The following is a 16,677-nucleotide window of genomic DNA, read 5'->3' as shown; positions in this document are numbered from 1 at the left end:
CATGACCGATACCGCTGTCCTCGGACGCAGCCAGGGCATGGTCAGAGAAGCGCGCCATCTTCTCTTTACCGTGACACCCGGCGCGGCCTGGATCATCGTCTTTCTGGTGCTGCCCAGCGCCTACCTGATGGGCGTGGCCTTCATGACCAACGGGCCCTACGGCCTGCCGCAGATGCCGCTGTCGCTGGATTCGTTCAAGCAGCTTGCCGGCTTTGGCTTTCTGGGCTGGAGCCCGGGCAACCTCTACACCCTGTTGAGGTCGCTGTGGCAGACCCTGGTGGCGACTGGCCTGGTGGTTATCGTGGCCTATCCGATCGCCTACTACATCACCACCTGCCGGGCGAAATGGCGGCCGATCATGCTGCTGCTGGTGGTGGTGCCGTCCTGGACCAATCAGGTCATCCGTACCTTCGGCTGGATGAACCTGCTGGCGCCGGGGACGCCGCTTTCCAGCGTCGCCGAGTCGCTGGGGCTGATCGCCCCCAACATGGGGCTGTATCCGTCCAACTTCGCGGTGACCCTTGGGCTGGTCTACAACTTCCTGCCGTTCATGGTGCTGCCGCTGTACGCCGCCTTCGAGAAGCTCGATACCGCCCAGGTGGAGGCCGCCCAGGACCTCTACGCCACCCCGGTGAAGGCGTTCTGGCACGCGGTCTTTCCCCAGACCTTGCCGGGGCTGCTCGCCGGGATCGTGCTGGTGGCGATTCCGGCCTTCGGCATGTACGTGATTCCGGAACTGCTGGGCGGCGGCAAGGCGCTGATGCTCGGCAATCTGGTGGCCAACCAGTTCTCCGGTGGGTCGAACTGGCCGCTGGGCGCCGCCGGCGCCATCCTGATGCTGCTGGCGACCTTCGCCGGACTCTATGCCATGCGCCGGATCGGCAAGCGACTCGGCGGCGGTGAGGAGGTGGTGATATGAGAAAGCGCACACTCAAGCGAGGTCTGAGCGCCTTCTGGTGGCTGACCCTAGTGTTTCTTTACCTGCCGCTGGCGGTGGTGGTGCTGTTCTCCTTCAACGCCGCCAACAGCGCGGCCAGCATGACCGGGCTGTCGCTGCGCTGGTACCACCAGCTGTTCGCCAATGACCAGATCATGAGCGCCTTCGGCAACACCCTGGTGCTGGCACTGACGTCCTCGCTGATCGCCCTGGTGATCGGCTGCTTGATCGGTTATGGCATGTATCGCCACCGTCACCGCAAGCTGGGCTGGCTGATCGTGCTGATCTATCTGCCGATCGTGCTGCCGGATATCGTCTTCGGTATCTCGGAGATGGCCTTCTTCGTCAAGGTACACGAGCTGACCGGGCTCCTGGGGCCGGGGCTGGGCACCATGATCATTGCCCACGTCACCTTCCAGATCCCGTTCGTCGCGCTGATCGTCTACTCGCGCTTCGTCGGCCTGGACCCGTCTTTGTTCGAGGCGGCCAAGGACCTGTATGCATCGCCCTTGAAGCGGGTGGTGCACTTCATGCTGCCGACCATCAAGCCGGCGTTGATATCGGCATTCTTTCTCTCCTTTACCCTGTCGGTGGATGACTTCGTCATCAGCTTCTTCACCTCGGGCCCGGAGAGCGCGACCCTGCCGATCTATATCTGGGGCGCGATCAAGAAGGGGGTGTCACCGGAGATCAACGCCATCGCCACACTGATGATCGCGGCGGTGGCGCTGGCCGCCCTGGCAAGCCTCGTCGTCAATCGGCGCAAGGCATGACGCCTGTGCCATCGGTGGACACAGAGGCGATCTCGGAACAGATCGATCAACACCTGACGTACCCAGACAAGACCAAGCAATACAAGGAGAAAGCAACGATGCTCAACAAGACTCGCAGCGCCCTGGGCCTCGCCGTGGCAGCCGCCATGCTCGCAGGCGTCGCCCAGGCTGAAGAGGGCAAGCTGTACCTGTTCAACTGGACCGAGTACATGGACCCCGAGATCATCGAGGCCTTCGAGGAAAAGTATGACGTCGAGGTGGTGACCAACTACTTCAACTCGAACCCGGAGATGATCGCCAAGCTCAATGCCGGTGGCACCTCCCAGTACGACATCGTGGTGCCGTCGAACTACTACATTCCGCGGATGATCGAGACCGGCCTGATCCAGAAGCTCGACCGCTCGCAGATTCCGAACTTCGACAACCTGATGGCGCAGTTCAAGGATCCGAGCTTCGATCCCGGTGCCGAGTACTCCGCTGCCTACCAGTGGGGCACCACGGGCCTTGTCTACAACACCGAGACCTTCCCCGATGCGCCCAAGAGCTGGTCGTTGCTGTTCGACCCCGAGGTCAACGGCGACTATCCGTTCTCGATGATCCAGGACGGCCAGGTCGCCACCGGCAGCGCCTGCGCCTACCTGGGCGCGAACTTCGACTGCAGCGGCCTGGATGACCTGAAGAATGCCGCCAGACTGCTGATCGAGACCAAGAATCGCGACAACTTCTCGGGCTTCACCGACGGCACACCGACCCTGCAGCAGCTGGCCCGGGGCGTCACCCACGTGGGCATGTCCTTCAACGGCGACTACCTGTACTTCAAGGATGAGGACCCGGAGACCTTCGAACATCTGGACTTCGTGATTCCCGACGAAGGCGCCGAGATGTGGGTCGACTCCATGGTCATCCCCTCCGAGGCACCCAACCCGGAGCTCGCGCACAAGTTCATCGACTTTATCCTGGACGCCGAGATCGGTGCCCAGCTGTCGAACTACAACTACTACGCCAGCCCCAACGAGGCGGCGCGCCCGCATCTCGACGAGGTGCTGACCCAGCCGCCGACCCAGCCCAGCGAAGAGGACATGGCGCGGCTTGTCTTCACCCCCAGCCTGTCCGGTCAGCAACTGCAGACCTTTCAGCAACTGTGGTCAGAGGTAAAGGCTCGGTGAAGGGATTGGCCCAGGGGCGTTGATGCGCCCGGGGCCGCCCTGCAAGGAAAGAGCCCCGGCGACGTCGGGGCTCGGCCACCGAGTGAGACACTCACGTAACGGAACACTCTCATGAGTAACCGCCAGGAAAGCCCAGCGCTCAGCGACTGGTTCAAGCAGTACGGCATCACCGAGGTCGAGTGCCTGGTCACCGACCTTACCGGCATCCTCAAGGGCAAGATCATGCCCGCGGGCAAGTACCTCAACGGCGGACGACCGCGCCTGCCGGACTCCATCTTTATCCAGACCGTCACCGGGGGCTATCCCGACGATGACGACATCCGCTTCTGGAATCCTGCCGAGCGGGACATGGAGCTGGTGCCTGACCCCAACGCCGTCTTCCTGGTGCCCTGGGCCGACGATCCTACCGCCCAGATCATCCACGACTGCCACTATCTGAGCGGAGAGCCGGTGGAGCTGGCGCCGCGCTATGTGCTCAAGCGGGTGCTGGAGCTGTACCAGGCACGTGGCTGGGTCCCGGTGGTGGCACCGGAGGTGGAGTTCTTCCTGGTCAAGACCAACACCGACTCCGACTACCCGCTGGAGCCGCCGGTGGGGCGCACCGGTCGCCAGGAAAGCAGCCGCCAGAGTTTCTCCATCGATGCGGTCAACGAGTTCGATCCGCTGTTCGAGGAGATGTACGACTACTGCGAGGCGATGAACCTGGATCTGGATACCCTGATCCACGAAGAGGGCGCCGGGCAGATGGAGGTCAACTTCCAGCACGGTGATCCGCTGGCGCTGGCCGACCAGGTGGTGCTGTTCAAGCGGGTGCTGCGCGAGACCGCGTTGCGCCACGGCATGTACGGCACCTTCATGGCCAAGCCCATGGCCAATGAGCCGGGCAGCTCGATGCACATTCACCAGAGCCTGATCGACCCGGCCAGCGGACAAAATCTGTTTGCCGGCGAGGATGGCCAGCCCAGCCGTCTGTTCCACCACTTCATCGGCGGCCTGCAGCGCTACCTGCCCTCGGCGATGCCGCTGCTGGCCCCCAACGTCAACTCCTACCGGCGGCTGCTGCGTACCGAGACCTCGGGCTCGGCGCCGATCAACGTCGAGTGGGGCATGGACAACCGTACCGTGGGCCTGCGCGTGCCGGTCTCCGGGCCCGAGGCCACCCGGGTCGAGAACCGACTGGCCGGTGCCGACGCCAATCCCTACCTGGTCATGGCGGCGTCACTCGCCTGTGGTTACCTCGGCATGCTCGGCCAGGTGGAGCCGCGCCCGCCCATGGTCGGCTCGGCCTGGTCCGGCGGCAACAAGCTGCCCGACGATATCGGACCGGCGCTGGACCTGCTGCACGAGTGTGACGCCCTGGCAGGTATCCTTGGCGAGCGCTTTACCAACAGCTACCTGGCGGTAAAGCGGGCCGAGCACCGTGAGTACTTTCAGGTGATTTCGTCCTGGGAGCGTGAGCACCTGCTGCTGCGGGTGTGAGTCGCCGCTTTGGAGGACGTCCCGGGGTGGCGCAAGCCTGAGAAGGTGGCGCGAAGCTCAGAGAGTGGCGTAGGCCTGAGAAGGTGACGCGATCCCGAGAAGGTGGCGCAAGCCCGAGACGGTGGCATGAGGCACCATCAGCGAGCCAGGCCAGGTGCCTGGCTCGCTGCGTTGTGGGGCTATGGCGTCGGTGCGTGGTGGTGATTATTCCATGTCTTTATCTTGAAGATGTCTCCTTTCGCCGCGTAGAATGCGATCTAGTGTTGAATAAAATAACCACTTTGGGAGTCCGTCATGTCCAGCCGTTCCACCGCTACCGATCCCCGTGGAGGGGCCTCCGAGGTCCAGCATGCCGCGTCCTGGTATGCCGCCTCGGCCAATGCCTCACCCCAGCGCCCGGCCCTCGAGGGTGAGGTGAGCTGTGATGTCTGCGTGGTCGGGGCCGGCTTCACCGGCATCTCCGCCGCGCTCCATCTGGCGGAGCAGGGGCTCAAGGTGGTGGTACTGGAGGCCGCCAGGGTCGGTTACGGCGCCTCGGGACGCAACGGCGGTCAGATCGTCAACAGCTACAGCCGCGACATGGACGTGATCGAGGACAAGTACGGCGCCGACACCGCGCGTGCCCTCGGCGACATGGCCTTCGAGGGCAATCGCATCATCCGTGAGCGCATCGCCCGCTACGACATCCAGTGCGACCTGCGTGAAGGCAACCTGTTCGCCGCCTGCAACGAGCGCCAGCTCAAGGGGCTGCGCGAGCATCAGGCGCTGTGGCAGCGCTACGGCCACGACGGGCTGGAGCTGTTGGAAGGCGACGCCTTTCGCCGCGAGGTGGGCAGCGATCGCTACACCGGCGCCCTGGTGGACCACTCCGGTGGACACCTGCATCCGCTCAACCTGGTGCTGGGCCAGGCGGCGGCGCTGGAATCCCTGGGCGGTGTGATCTTCGAGCAGAGCCCGGTGGAGTCGCTGGTACACGGCCAGCCGGTGGTACTGAAGAGCCGCAACGGCAGCGTTCGCGCCGAGCGTGTGGTGATGGCGGGTAACGCCTACATGAGCGGCGTGATGCCGGAACTCGAGGCCAAGTCGATGCCCTGCGGTACCCAGATCATCACCACCGAGCCGCTCGGTGAGGATCTGGCCCGGGAGCTTCTGCCCAACAACATGGCGGTGGAAGACTGCAACTATCTGCTCGACTATTTCCGCCTGACCCGCGACAACCGCCTGATCTACGGCGGGGGAGTCAACTACGGCGGCGAGGACCCTCAGGACATCGAGGCGGTCATTCGTCCCAAGATGGAAAAGACCTTCCCGATGCTCAAGACGGTCAAGGTGGACTACGCCTGGAGCGGGACCTTCCTGATGACCCTCAACCGACTGCCCCAGTTCGGGGTGATCAATGACAACGTCTACTACGCCCAGGGCTACTCCGGTCATGGCGTGACCTGCACCCACCTGGCCGGTCGCCTGATCAGCGAGGTGATGACCGGCCGTGACGAGCGCTTCGATGCCTTCGCCGGCCTGCCGCATCTGCCGTTCCCTGGCGGCCGCATGCTCAGGGTGCCGCTGTCCGCCATCGGCGCCTGGTACTACCAGACCCGGGATAAGCTGGGCATCTAGCCGCTGGTCGGTGTCACAGACAAGTGCGGGCAAGGCAATGGCAGCGGGATGCTCCGTGACCCGCGCTCCCGGCTTGAGAGCCCCATTGTCGCGTCTCGCCCAACGCCTCGCTGCCTCCGGCAGCGAGGCGTTGTGATGTGTGGGCAGAAGTGTGCCAATGGCATAAGAGGCGAGGGCAGCAGCGCCCGTCGTCGCCGATCGGGGGCACCTTTGTCGGTGAGTTGCGACAGCCTCACAAACAACTTGCAAGTGGCTCCATGGTTCTTCGAACGCTGTTCGATAACGGCTAGGATAGGGTCATCACATCGCCAAGACATCTGCCGTGGCGCCTCTCGCGCGCTAGGCTCTGTCCGAAAAGTCGACGAGCGAAGGTTAGACAAGGCAAAAATCGGTGAGACAGCGCAGTTTACGGGGTGTAAATGAGCATGTTGATCCGATTTTTAACGCCGTATTACCGAGCGCAGGCACTTTTCAGACAAGCCCTAAGCGAGCACCCCGGCGGAGCAAGGAGAACAGCATGAGCAAGTCGATCATCGTCGGTTCCACCCTCGCGGTCTTTGGCCTTGGTGGCCTGGCATTTGGCGCCTGGCAGGTGCAGCAGGCGCCCCAGGGGCCGCAGTTCGCCGATATTACCGCCGTCACGCCGGTCACCGAGACCGTCTCCACGCCGCGAGAGGTCTGCGAGAACGTTCAGGTGACACGCCAGGCGCCGACCCGGGATCCGCACAGCATTCTGGGCAGCGCTGCCGGTGCGGTGGTCGGTGGCCTGGTGGGCAACCAGATCGGCGGTGGCAGCGGCCGCAAGATCGCCACCGTGGCCGGTGCCATCGGCGGTGGCTTCGCCGGACGCGAAGTGCAGCGTCGGGTCGAGGCTGGCCAGACCTATACCACCACCGAACAGCGGTGCCACACCGTCAACGACACCCGTGAAAAGACCCTGGGCTACGACGTGGCCTGGGAGTATGACGGCGTGCGTCAGGTGGCGCGTCTGGAGCAGGCGCCCGACGGCGAGCGTGTGCTGATCGAGCAGGGTCAGCCCCAGTGGGACGTGGTCCGGGGTGCCCCCGACAAGTCCTGATAGAGCCCTGATAGAGCCCTGATAGAGCCCTGATAGAGCGCTGATAGATCGCTGATAGAGTCCTGACGGGAACCTGGTTCCGGTCTTCAGCCTTCGCGTAAACACCCAGCCCCCGTCAACCGGTATCTTTCGATGCTGGCTGGCGGGGGCTGTTGTCGTCGCTGTAGTTGTGAACCTGAACGTGAACGTGGGCGTGAACGTGGGCGAGGGCAGGGGCGCTGGTGCCGGGCGCCCTACAGATCGCTGTTGGTCTTGTTGACCACCTTGCCGAGGGCGTCGATGGGCTTGCTGGAGGGGTACTTGTAGGAGGCGAAGCGCACCGCCAGCACGGACAGGGCCAGCAGGAAGATGCCGCCGCACAGGTACAAGAGACCGGCGTCGGGCTTGGGGTGGTGGGAAATGTCACCGATCAGGTAGCGGGTCAGGGCGGTGATGGCGACGTACAACAGGAAGCGAATCGGCAGGTGATTGGTCTTGAAGTAGATGCCCACCATGGCGCCCAGCTCAAGATAGATGAACAGCAGCAGGATGTCGTCGACGCTGGCGTGGCCACTGGTCAGCATGTCGAGGAAGGCGACCACCGAGGCCCAGGCGATCATCCCGCCGATGACGAAGAGTCCCAGGTAGTGAAAGCCTTCCACGAGCAGGTTGCCGATGGTATCGGCGTGATGGTGCATCTTGTCACGGCTGGTGCGAGCCCATTTCACGGGCGATTCCTCATCGGTGTGGTGGCGTCTTTCACGCTAGCCCGGCGTGGTAGGCGTGACAAGCCGATACTCCGTTGGTTCAGGGCGGTTTGTTGACGCAGTCACGCGGATTGCGCCGCTTTTCGCCGGCATACTGAAACGCCGCCGTATCGACAAGGAGCCGGTCGATGGTGACGACGCTGCCCCAGGCCTTCTTTCGCAACTTTATCGGTCCCTCGCCGGACTGGTACAAGACCGCCATCCTGATCTGCCTGCTGATCAATCCCCTGGTCTATGCCTGGTCTGGGGGATTCGTTGCGGGATGGCTGTTGCTGGTCGAATTCATCTTCACCCTGACCATGGCGCTGAAGTGCTATCCGCTGCAGCCTGGTGGGCTGCTGGCACTGGAAGCGGTGGCCATCGGCATGACCGGCCCCGACAGTGTGATGCACGAGGTGGCGCTCAACCTGGATGTCCTGCTGTTGCTGGTGTTCATGGTGGCGGGCATCACCTTCATGAAGCAGCTGTTGCTCAAGGCGTTCACACGCCTGCTGATCGGCGTCACGTCCAAGCGTCTGCTGTCGCTGTGCTTCTGCGTGACGACGGCAGCGCTCTCCGCCTTTCTGGACGCCTTGACGGTGATCGCGGTGGTGATCAGCGTGACGGTGGGTTTCTACGCCATCTATCATCGGGTGGCGTCGATGAAGGGGCAGCACGACGATCATGACCACAGCGATGATAGCGGGCTCCCCGAGGTCAGCCACCAGGACCTGATCGACTATCGTCGCTTTCTGCGCTCGCTGCTGCTCCACGCCGCCATGGGGACCGCGCTTGGCGGTGTCACGACCATGGTCGGTGAGCCCCAGAACCTGATTATCGCCGAGCAGGCTGGCTGGGGCTTTGGCGAATTTGTGCTGCGTATGGCGCCTGTCACTCTGCCGGTGCTGGTGGCAGGCCTTGCCACCTGCCTGCTGGTGGAAAGCCTGCGCTGTTTTGGTTACGGCCAGCGCCTTTCTCGGCGTCACAGAGGAGCACGCCCTTGGCAAGGCCTTCGAGGAAGCCTTGCCCTTCACCGCCCTGCTGGTGGTGTTCTTCGCAGTGGTGGCGGTGATCATCGAGCAGGATCTGTTTGCACCGGTGATCGAGCTGGTGCTGTCACGCCAAGGCAGTGAGCAGCTGGGCCTGGTGTACGTGACCAATGGTCTGCTGTCGATGGTCTCGGACAACGTCTTCGTCGGCACCGTCTACATCAGCGAAATCCACTCGGCCTTAAGCGCTGCGCGCATCGGCGCCGAGCAGTTCGACCTGCTGGCCGTGGCGGTGGCCTGCGGCACCAACCTGCCGTCGGTGGCGATGCCCAATGGCCAGGCTGCCTTCCTGTTTCTGCTGACCTCGGCGGTGGCACCGCTGATTCGCCTTTCCTACGGCCGCATGGTGTGGATGGCCGCACCCTATACCCTAGCACTCAGCCTGGTGGGGTTTGTGTGCGTACGCTACGTGCTGGTGCCTGCCAATCAGGCGATGCAGGCCATGGGGTGGCTGTAGCGCTGGTGTGCTCGTGCATCAAGCCTGGCGCAGGTCTCCTTGAAGGACCTTCTTCTCCGCCACCAGCGGTGCGCTCTTCTGATCGAAGGCATGAAAGTGGTCGGTCTCCAGATGCCATCTGAAGGCGTCTTCGTCGCGGTAGAGCTCGTAGAGGACGAAGGTGTTCTCGTTCCGTAGTCGAACCACATCGAAGCGCTGGCAGTGACGTTCCTTTTCCAGGCTATCCGAGGCTTGGCGTAGCAGTAGTGCCTCGAGGCGATCGGCACACCCTTGCTGCGGGGTAAAACTGACGATGACGGCGTGCACGGTGAATGTCTCCTGTCTGGGTTGGATGAGAGCGGTGACTGATGAGAGCGGGGTGGATGAGTGTTGGTGTCGGCAGCTCGGTGCCGACACCCGTCTCCTTGTCGATGTGACGCTACTGAGGGTCGTCGGCGCCATGCGCTGGCTTGCCAGCTAGCGCACGCCCTCTGAATTTTTTCCAAAGGCGGCTGCGATAGCGCTTCCAGGCCGGGATCTGAGACGCGATGGTCAGCACGATCACGGCGATCAGCAGTAGCGACACCGGTCGCTCGAAGAATCCCATCAGGCTGCCCTCGGACACCATCAGGGCGCGGCGCAGGTTTTCATCCGCCATCGGGCCCAGAATGACGCCGATGACCAGAGGCGAAATGGGATAGTCCATCTCTCCCAGGACGTAGGCGGCGATGCCGATCGGCACCATCAGGTAGAGATTCAGCAGGCTGAGGCCCAGCGCGTAGGACCCGATGACCGACAGCACCGCGACAATCGGCAGAAAGATTGACGAGGGTACCCGCAGCACCTTGATGACGTGCTTGGCCAGAAACATGCCGTTGATCCACATGGCCAGGGAGGCGAGGGCGATAATGGCGGTGAGCTCGACCAGGAAGTTGGGCTGGGTGATGGCGATCATCGGACCCGGGTTCAGGCCGTGCAGCATCAACGCGCCAAGCAGCATCACCGCCGGCGGGCTACCTGGAATGCCGAGGGTCGTCAGAGGAATGAGCGCACCACCAATACAGGCATTGTTGGCCGTTTCCGACGAGACCAGGCCGGCAGGTTCGCCCTTGCCGAAGCGTTCAGGGTGGGCAGAGGAGTTCTGGGCGGTGCCGTAGGACACCCAGCCGGCGATATCCTCGCCGACGCCGGGGACGGCACCGATACCCACGCCAATGAACGCCGAGCGGATGACGTGGCGCAGATTGCGGAAGACCGCACGGAATTCGGGCAGCACGCGCTTGACGGGCTGGGGACTGCCGAGGGCTACCCTGTCGCGCAGGGTGCGAATGATCTGCGGGATCGCAAAGGCGCCGATCAACACCGGAACGACCTCGATGCCACCGTCCAGCTCCGGCAGGCCGAAGGTGAACCTGGGGAAGAACTGAAGCTGGTCGCGACCGATCGTCGATAGCGCAAGGCCCAGCAGTCCGGCGATCCATCCCTTGTAGACCAGGTCCTTGCTCGTCAGGGTGCCGCTGATGATGATGCCGAAGAGCGCCAGAAGAAAGAATTCATAGGACGTGAACTGCAGTGCAGCCTCGGAGATCAGCGGTGCCAAGGCGATCAGCGCGACCATGCCGATCAGGGTGCCGATAAAGGACGCGGTGGTGGTCATGCCGAGCGCCTTGCCGCCTTCCCCCCGTTGGGCCATGGGGTAGCCGTCCATGGCGGTGGCGGCGCCCGCCGCGGTGCCGGGGATATTGATGAGAATGGCCGGGTAGGACCCACCGTAGACCGCCCCCACGTACATGGCGATCAGCGAGATCAGTGCCGTCTGAAGGTCCATCGAATAGGTCAGCGTGGTCAGCAGGGCGACCCCGAGCGTCGCGGTCAGGCCGGGAAGCGCCCCGAAGATGATACCCAGGAAGCTCGATCCCAGCAGTAGCGCCACCATGGCGGGGTTGGTAAGGATCTGCCAGATGGCGTGCGCGAATACCGAAAGCTGCGCGATAAAGTCCATGCGAGTGTCTCCTTAACCTTGGGCCGTCAGGTGGCTGACGAGGGCTTGCATGGTGTCTATCACCAGACCTTCCACCGGGAGTGGTACCAGCAGGAAGAAACGGAAGATCGGTACCAGCACCAGGGGAACGGCAATGCTGACCAGCACGACGGTGCGCAGTTTCCTGCATTCGCTAGGCGAATGGCGCAGCAACCACCAGGCGATGGTGGCGACTGTCAGAAGCGTGGCGATAGCTACCAGATCCAGGGCGTACTGCTGAGATGTTGGCCGATGGCTCAGTAGTGTGATGAGCACGCAAGCGATGACGGCGCCGACCAGTGTCAGGGGAATGAGAGCCACCTTTTCGATATAGAAAGGTGTGATGAAGAGAAAGAGGAAGAGGGCGCTGGCCAGTGCAAAATCGACGCTGGGGACGAACGAGTAAACGTACAGACCGATAAAGGCCATGATCACGGCCACACGACAGGATGCAGAAGCTGGAAACGACGCCTTCGATCGGCCCTTCGAGGCGCTCTGTCTGCGTCTGGCGCCGCCATCGAGGATGGCGCGTCGCAGCAACAGCAGCGACACCAACCCCAGGGTGACGGCGATCGACAGGGGGAACAGCGCGGGGGAAACGTACCAGGCGTTGGTGACACCGCCGTAGCTGTCGGTCATGGGGAAGGTGAGGGATTTTGCGAGCATGGCGAATGCCAGCAGCAGCAGTGCCAGGCTCGTGAAGAAATCGCGGCGTCGCCGCTGGATGAGTTCGTCGTTCCCCGAGAAAGCGGCGCCTGCCTGATTCTCGGGGTCAGGGAGCTGTTTGCTGTCAACCATGATGTGTCCAGTGAACCTGATGTTCTACGAGGTATTGACGTGGCCCGGAAAATGCCCGGAGGCAACGATTGCCTCCGGGCCTTCGGTTATCGGGAACGAAGAAGTCGCGATCAGGGCCTTGGAATATTCAATTCCTCCGGATTGATGGAAGCAGACTCCAGGTCATACAGCGTCCATGAGAAGAGGGACTCGAGTCGAGAGAATTCCTCCGAGGCTTCTTCTCCCGTCTTGCCGGACAACTGGAAGTAGTTGTCCTCTGCCCACTGTTTTACCGCGTCGGTTTCCAGTGCCTGCTCGAACGCCTGTTCAAGGGTCTCCTTGACCTCCTCCGGGGCATCGTCGCGGACGGCAAAACCAATGGTCTGTCGAATAGGCAGATATTCCTTCAACTGCGGATAGCTGTCGAAGGCAGAGGGGATTTCACCGGTTCCCTCGATGTCGACCGGGCTATCGGTCAACACCGCCAGGGGCCGAAGCCGATTGGCCGCAATCAGTTGCTGCTGCTCGGCAAGAGAGGTGATGACCACGCTGACTTCACCCGTGATGGCGGCGTTCTGGCCCGGCGCGGAACCCGGGTAGGGAATGAAGTTGAGATCTGCCCCCGTGCCTTTCTCGAAGGCGAGCAGATTGAGGTGATGAACGGAGCCCGAGCCCCCCGCGGCTGCCTTGATTGTGACGTCGCCGCTGGAGGCCGCCTCCACCAGTTCTTCCAGGCTGGTATAGGACGAATTGCTGCCCAGGGAGATCAGGTCCGGCGATCCCCCGATGATGAAGGGGTACCAGCTGTCGAAGGTATTTTCCCAGCCGCCCTGGACCGCCGCGGCGACATTGGATTCGGACAGACCTGCCAACGTATAGCCGTCGGCAGGCTGGTTGCTGACATGGCTCATGCCGATGGAGCCGGCGACACCGCCCGGTTTGTTGACCACGTTGATGCGCCTGGGAAGGAAGGCATTCATTTCTGCGCTGACGACCCGGTTTGCGACATCGGTGCCGCCGCCGGCCGACCACACGACCACATTGGTGATGTCGCGTTCGGGGTAGTCCGCGGCGGCTGCGTGAAAGAAGAGACCCATGAGCAGGGCGATTGCTGGCGTGACATGACGTTTCATTTGGCTTCCTCGTCGCTTGTTGTTGTGCCGGTCGCCCGGGTGGCTGACGCGGTCTGGTCTTGACCGGCTTTGTGCATGTGTTAATGTATACGTTAACGAGTTGGTCGTCAAACGCTGGTGAAAGGGCCACGGAAACGGTCCCTCGGAACATCGAAATCCCGGAACACCAAGAAGACTGACCAACGCAAGAACAGAACAACGAGACCCAGGAACAACATGATCGAACTCGAAGCGCTGGACTATAGCGGTGGCGACTTGAGTCGGCCCGAATGCGTGCTGACACATTCGAGTGGCCTGCTGATGACCGCAGACTGGACCGACAGCGGTGGCGTGGCGATCTTCCGCCATGCGGATCGCGCGCCGGCCCTTCGCATCCTGTCGAAGCAGCAGGGCTTCCAGCTTCGTCCCAACGGTATTGCTCTGGAAGACGACGGCGGTGTGATCGCGACCCATCTGGGCGAAGACCAGGGGGGCGTCTTTCGGCTGCACGTCGATGGCGCCCTGGAGCCATTGGTGACCGAGATCGACGGTGTCGCCCTGCCTCCCACCAACTTCGTTCATCGAGACGGCGCCGGTCGCCTCTGGATCACCGTCAGTACCCGTCAGCAGCCCCGCGCCAAGGGATACAGCGCGGCGGTGGCCGACGGTTTTATTGCTCTGGCCAACGCCGATGGCAGTGACGCCAGAATCGTCGCCGATGGCCTGGGTTACACCAACGAGTGCGCCCTGCACCCCGATGGCCGGTGGCTCTACGTCAATGAAACCTTTGCCCGCCGGCTGAGCCGTTTTTCCGTGGAGGAAAAGGGACGACTCGGCGAGCGCCAGACCGTCTGTGAGTTCGGCCCTGGCACCTTCCCCGATGGTGTGACCTTCGATGTCGAAGGCGGGGCCTGGATCACCAGTATCGTCAGCAACCGGGTCATCCGGGTCTCGCCGACCGGGGAGCAGAGTGTCGTGCTGGAAGACAGCGACGAGGCCTATCTCAAGCAAGTGGAGGAGGCGTTTGACGCCGGTCGGATGGGTCGCCCTCACCTGGATGGCGTCGTCAGTCGTCGACTCGGTCACGTATCGAGCCTGGCATTTGGCGGCAGCGACCTCGATCGGGCTTACCTTGGCTGCCTGCTGGGGGACCGCCTTGCCTCGTTTCAGGCGCCAGTGCGCGGCGTGGCGCCGATCCATTGGCGTGCTCCCTTGACCCGATTGCGTTCGGCACTCGCCGGCGCCGATGCCTGACTTCTTCAAGTAACAACCAACAATAGCGAGAGGCTGTCAAATGACCAACAAGACCCACTTTTCCATCGCTGTCTTTCCCGGTGACGGCATTGGCCAGGAAATCATGAAGCCGTGCGTCACGCTGCTGGAGGCAGCCATGGCGCGGGTCGGGGGCGTATCGGCGAGCTTCGAGGAGCTGCCTGCCGGTGCCGCCCACTTCAGGGATACAGGGGAGTCGCTTCCCGAGGCCTCGTTGAAGCGTGCCGATGAAGCCGATGCGATCCTGCTGGGTGCCATGGGGCTGCCGGACGTTCGCTATCCGGATGGCACCGAGATCTCGCCACAGATCGACTTCCGCTTCCGTTTCGGCCTGTACGCCGGGGTCAGGCCGGTGCGCACTATCGCCGGGCTTCAGCCGATGCTCAATAACCCCAGCGCCCACGAACTCGACTTCGTGATCGTGCGGGAATCCACCGAGGGACTGTTTGCATCTCACGGCAGGGGCGAGATCAAGGGCGACGAGGAAGCGCGCGATACCCTGGTCATCACCCGGGATGTGAGTCAGCGACTGTTCGACTTCACCCTGGCGCTGGGACAAAGCCGCCAGGCCCAGGGGGGGAAGGGCAGGGTGACCTGTGTCGACAAGGCCAATGTGTTCAAGTCCTTTGCCTTCTTCCGCAAGATCTTCGACGAGCGGGCCGAGGCGCATCCGCAGCTCGACTGCGACCACATGTACGTGGACGCGGCGGCGCTCAACATGGTCACCAGGCCCTGGGATCTCGACGTGATGGTCACCGAGAACATGTTCGGCGACATACTGTCCGACCTGGGCGCCGGTCTGATCGGTGGCATGGGTTACGCGCCTTCTGCGGACATCGGCGATGATCACGCGGTCTTTCAGCCATGCCATGGCAGTGCGCCGGATATCGCTGGCAAGGGCCTCGCCAATCCAACGGCCATGGTGCTGTCCGGTGTGATGATGCTGGAGTGGCTGGGAGAGAAGCACGACTGTGAGCCGGCGCTGAAGGCAGGCAAGTTGCTGCGAGGGGCCGTGGACGCTGCCTTTGCCACTGGCACCCTGGTGACCTGCGAGCTGGGCGGGGATGCCGGTACGACCGCGGTGTTCGAGGCGGTCATGGCCCAGCTGGTCGAGCTTCCGATCCAGTAGCTTTTGATGGTTGGGTGGTGCGCCGCTCACAATGGCAGGTCGCAGGAGGTAGGTTGTTGATGGAAAAGCTAAGGGTCGCAGCGGTTGGCGCCGGATACTTCAGCCAGTTTCAATATGACGCCTGGTCACGCATCCCCGAGGTTCAGGTGGTGGGCGTGTGTGATCAGGACACCTCTCGTGCTCGGGAGGTGGCCAAGCGTCATGGGGGCTGGGAGGTCTACTCGGATGTCCTGGCGATGCTGGAGGAAGCGCGCGCCGACGTGCTGGATATCATCACGCCGCCCTCTTCACACCTGGCCTTGATCCGCCTGGCGGCGGAGCGCGGGGTGAACGTGATCTGCCAGAAGCCGTTCTGCAAAAGCCTGGAGGAGGCGCGCCAAGCCGCCGCCCTGGCCGAGCAAAGCGGGATTGAACTGATCGTTCATGAAAACGTCCGGTTTCAGCCCTGGTACGAGGAGATCCAGCGGCAGATTGCCGCGGGCAAGCTGGGGCAGATCTATCAGGCGACGTTCCGGCTGCGCCCTGGAGATGGACAGGGGCCGGAGGCCTATCTGGAGAGGCAGCCGTACTTTCAGAAGATGGAGCGGTTTCTGATCCACGAGACCGGGATACATTGGATCGACACCTTTCGCTATCTCTTCGGCGAGGTGTCCGCTGTCTATGCCGAACTGAGGCGCCTCAACCCGGCTATCGCCGGTGAGGATGCGGGGCATGTCATCATGGAGTGTGCCGGTGGCGTTCGCGCCGTTCTGGATGGCAACCGCCTGTCCGATCATTGCGCCGAAAACCGGCGGCTGACCATGGGCGAAATGACCATCGAAGGAAGCGAGGGTGTGCTGGTGCTGAGAGGCGATGGCACCCTGGGTTACAGAAGGCACGGGGAAAATCTGTGGCAGGATATCGACTATGAGTGGGTGGATCACGGTTTTGGCGGGGACTGCGTGTATCGGTTCAGCCGCCATGTGGTGGATGGCCTGATGGGGCGGTCGAGGTTGGCAAATACCGCGTCTGACTATCTCGCCAACATGAACATCGAAGAGGCTGTCTACACCTCTGCCAGAGAAGGCAGGCGGCTTCGTGTGTCCAGTGACGTCTGTGGAAGCTGAG

Annotated in this window: 14 protein-coding genes and 1 pseudogene; 10 read left to right on the top strand and 5 right to left on the bottom strand. The window is 62.7% G+C overall.

Features of this window, described 5'->3' with window-relative positions; all coding sequences use genetic code 11:
* Position 1 precedes the first annotated feature (1 nt).
* The 6 genes from NFH98_RS12675 (at position 2) to NFH98_RS12650 (ending at position 7,050) form a co-directional block, all read left to right on the top strand.
* On the top strand, positions 2–919 hold the full coding sequence (locus NFH98_RS12675) for an ABC transporter permease (protein ID WP_052704560.1): 918 nt from the start codon (positions 2–4) through the stop codon (positions 917–919).
* On the top strand, positions 916–1,710 hold the full coding sequence (locus NFH98_RS12670) for an ABC transporter permease (protein WP_045995154.1): 795 nt from the start codon (positions 916–918) through the stop codon (positions 1,708–1,710). Before NFH98_RS12675 ends, NFH98_RS12670 begins: the two co-directional genes overlap by 4 nt.
* A 98-nt stretch (positions 1,711–1,808) precedes the next feature.
* Positions 1,809–2,876, top strand: coding sequence for an ABC transporter substrate-binding protein (locus NFH98_RS12665; RefSeq protein WP_124803803.1), 1,068 nt, complete (start codon positions 1,809–1,811; stop codon positions 2,874–2,876).
* Between the two features lie 111 nt (positions 2,877–2,987).
* Positions 2,988–4,355 (top strand): glutamine synthetase family protein, encoded by a 1,368-nt coding sequence (locus NFH98_RS12660; protein ID WP_124803801.1) that lies wholly within the window; start codon positions 2,988–2,990, stop codon positions 4,353–4,355.
* A gap of 294 nt (positions 4,356–4,649) precedes the next feature.
* Positions 4,650–5,972: an NAD(P)/FAD-dependent oxidoreductase gene (locus NFH98_RS12655; RefSeq protein WP_213229705.1), complete on the top strand. Its 1,323-nt coding sequence runs from the start codon at positions 4,650–4,652 to the stop codon at positions 5,970–5,972.
* 517 nt (positions 5,973–6,489) lie between these two features.
* Positions 6,490–7,050: a glycine zipper 2TM domain-containing protein gene (locus tag NFH98_RS12650; protein ID WP_045995242.1), complete on the top strand. Its 561-nt coding sequence runs from the start codon at positions 6,490–6,492 to the stop codon at positions 7,048–7,050.
* Between the two features lie 233 nt (positions 7,051–7,283).
* Here NFH98_RS12650 and NFH98_RS12645 read toward each other — a convergent pair whose 3' ends face one another.
* A complete protein-coding gene (locus NFH98_RS12645) occupies positions 7,284–7,757 on the bottom strand; it encodes a phosphate-starvation-inducible protein PsiE (protein ID WP_197037120.1) in 474 nt (157 codons plus the stop codon).
* A gap of 167 nt (positions 7,758–7,924) precedes the next feature.
* On the opposite strand from NFH98_RS12645, the pseudogene NFH98_RS12640 reads away from it, so the two are divergent.
* A pseudogene (locus NFH98_RS12640) lies at positions 7,925–9,281 on the top strand (SLC13 family permease).
* An 18-nt stretch (positions 9,282–9,299) separates the two neighbouring features.
* Here the strand turns inward: NFH98_RS12640 and NFH98_RS12635 are convergent.
* The 4 genes from NFH98_RS12635 to NFH98_RS12620 all read right to left on the bottom strand — a co-directional run bounded on the left by NFH98_RS12635 (position 9,300) and on the right by NFH98_RS12620 (position 13,190).
* Entirely contained in the window at positions 9,300–9,587 is a 288-nt protein-coding gene (locus NFH98_RS12635) for a putative quinol monooxygenase (protein ID WP_213227272.1), read from the bottom strand.
* 112 nt (positions 9,588–9,699) lie between these two features.
* Complete coding sequence (locus NFH98_RS12630; protein ID WP_213227270.1) at positions 9,700–11,262, bottom strand: tripartite tricarboxylate transporter permease; 1,563 nt, start codon at positions 11,260–11,262, stop codon at positions 9,700–9,702.
* 12 nt (positions 11,263–11,274) lie between these two features.
* Positions 11,275–12,078 (bottom strand): tripartite tricarboxylate transporter TctB family protein, encoded by an 804-nt coding sequence (locus NFH98_RS12625; protein ID WP_213227268.1) that lies wholly within the window; start codon positions 12,076–12,078, stop codon positions 11,275–11,277.
* Positions 12,079–12,188: 110 nt separating this feature from the next.
* Entirely contained in the window at positions 12,189–13,190 is a 1,002-nt protein-coding gene (locus NFH98_RS12620) for a tripartite tricarboxylate transporter substrate binding protein (RefSeq protein WP_349622796.1), read from the bottom strand.
* 216 nt (positions 13,191–13,406) lie between these two features.
* Here NFH98_RS12620 and NFH98_RS12615 point away from each other — a divergent pair, with 216 nt between their 5' ends.
* From NFH98_RS12615 to NFH98_RS12605, 3 genes are read left to right on the top strand one after another with little or no spacing between them, the layout of a single operon-like run.
* A complete protein-coding gene (locus NFH98_RS12615; RefSeq protein WP_213227266.1) occupies positions 13,407–14,423 on the top strand; it encodes an SMP-30/gluconolactonase/LRE family protein in 1,017 nt (338 codons plus the stop codon).
* Positions 14,424–14,463: 40 nt separating this feature from the next.
* On the top strand, positions 14,464–15,570 hold the full coding sequence (locus NFH98_RS12610; protein WP_108132900.1) for an isocitrate/isopropylmalate dehydrogenase family protein: 1,107 nt from the start codon (positions 14,464–14,466) through the stop codon (positions 15,568–15,570).
* A gap of 59 nt (positions 15,571–15,629) precedes the next feature.
* Positions 15,630–16,676 (top strand): Gfo/Idh/MocA family protein, encoded by a 1,047-nt coding sequence (locus NFH98_RS12605; RefSeq protein ID WP_249742726.1) that lies wholly within the window; start codon positions 15,630–15,632, stop codon positions 16,674–16,676.
* The last annotated feature ends 1 nt before the right edge of the window (position 16,677 follow it).

Source organism: Halomonas sp. H33-56 (assembly GCF_040147035.1).
GTDB lineage: Bacteria > Pseudomonadota > Gammaproteobacteria > Pseudomonadales > Halomonadaceae > Halomonas > Halomonas litopenaei.
This window is presented reverse-complemented; position numbering and strand designations above follow the sequence as displayed.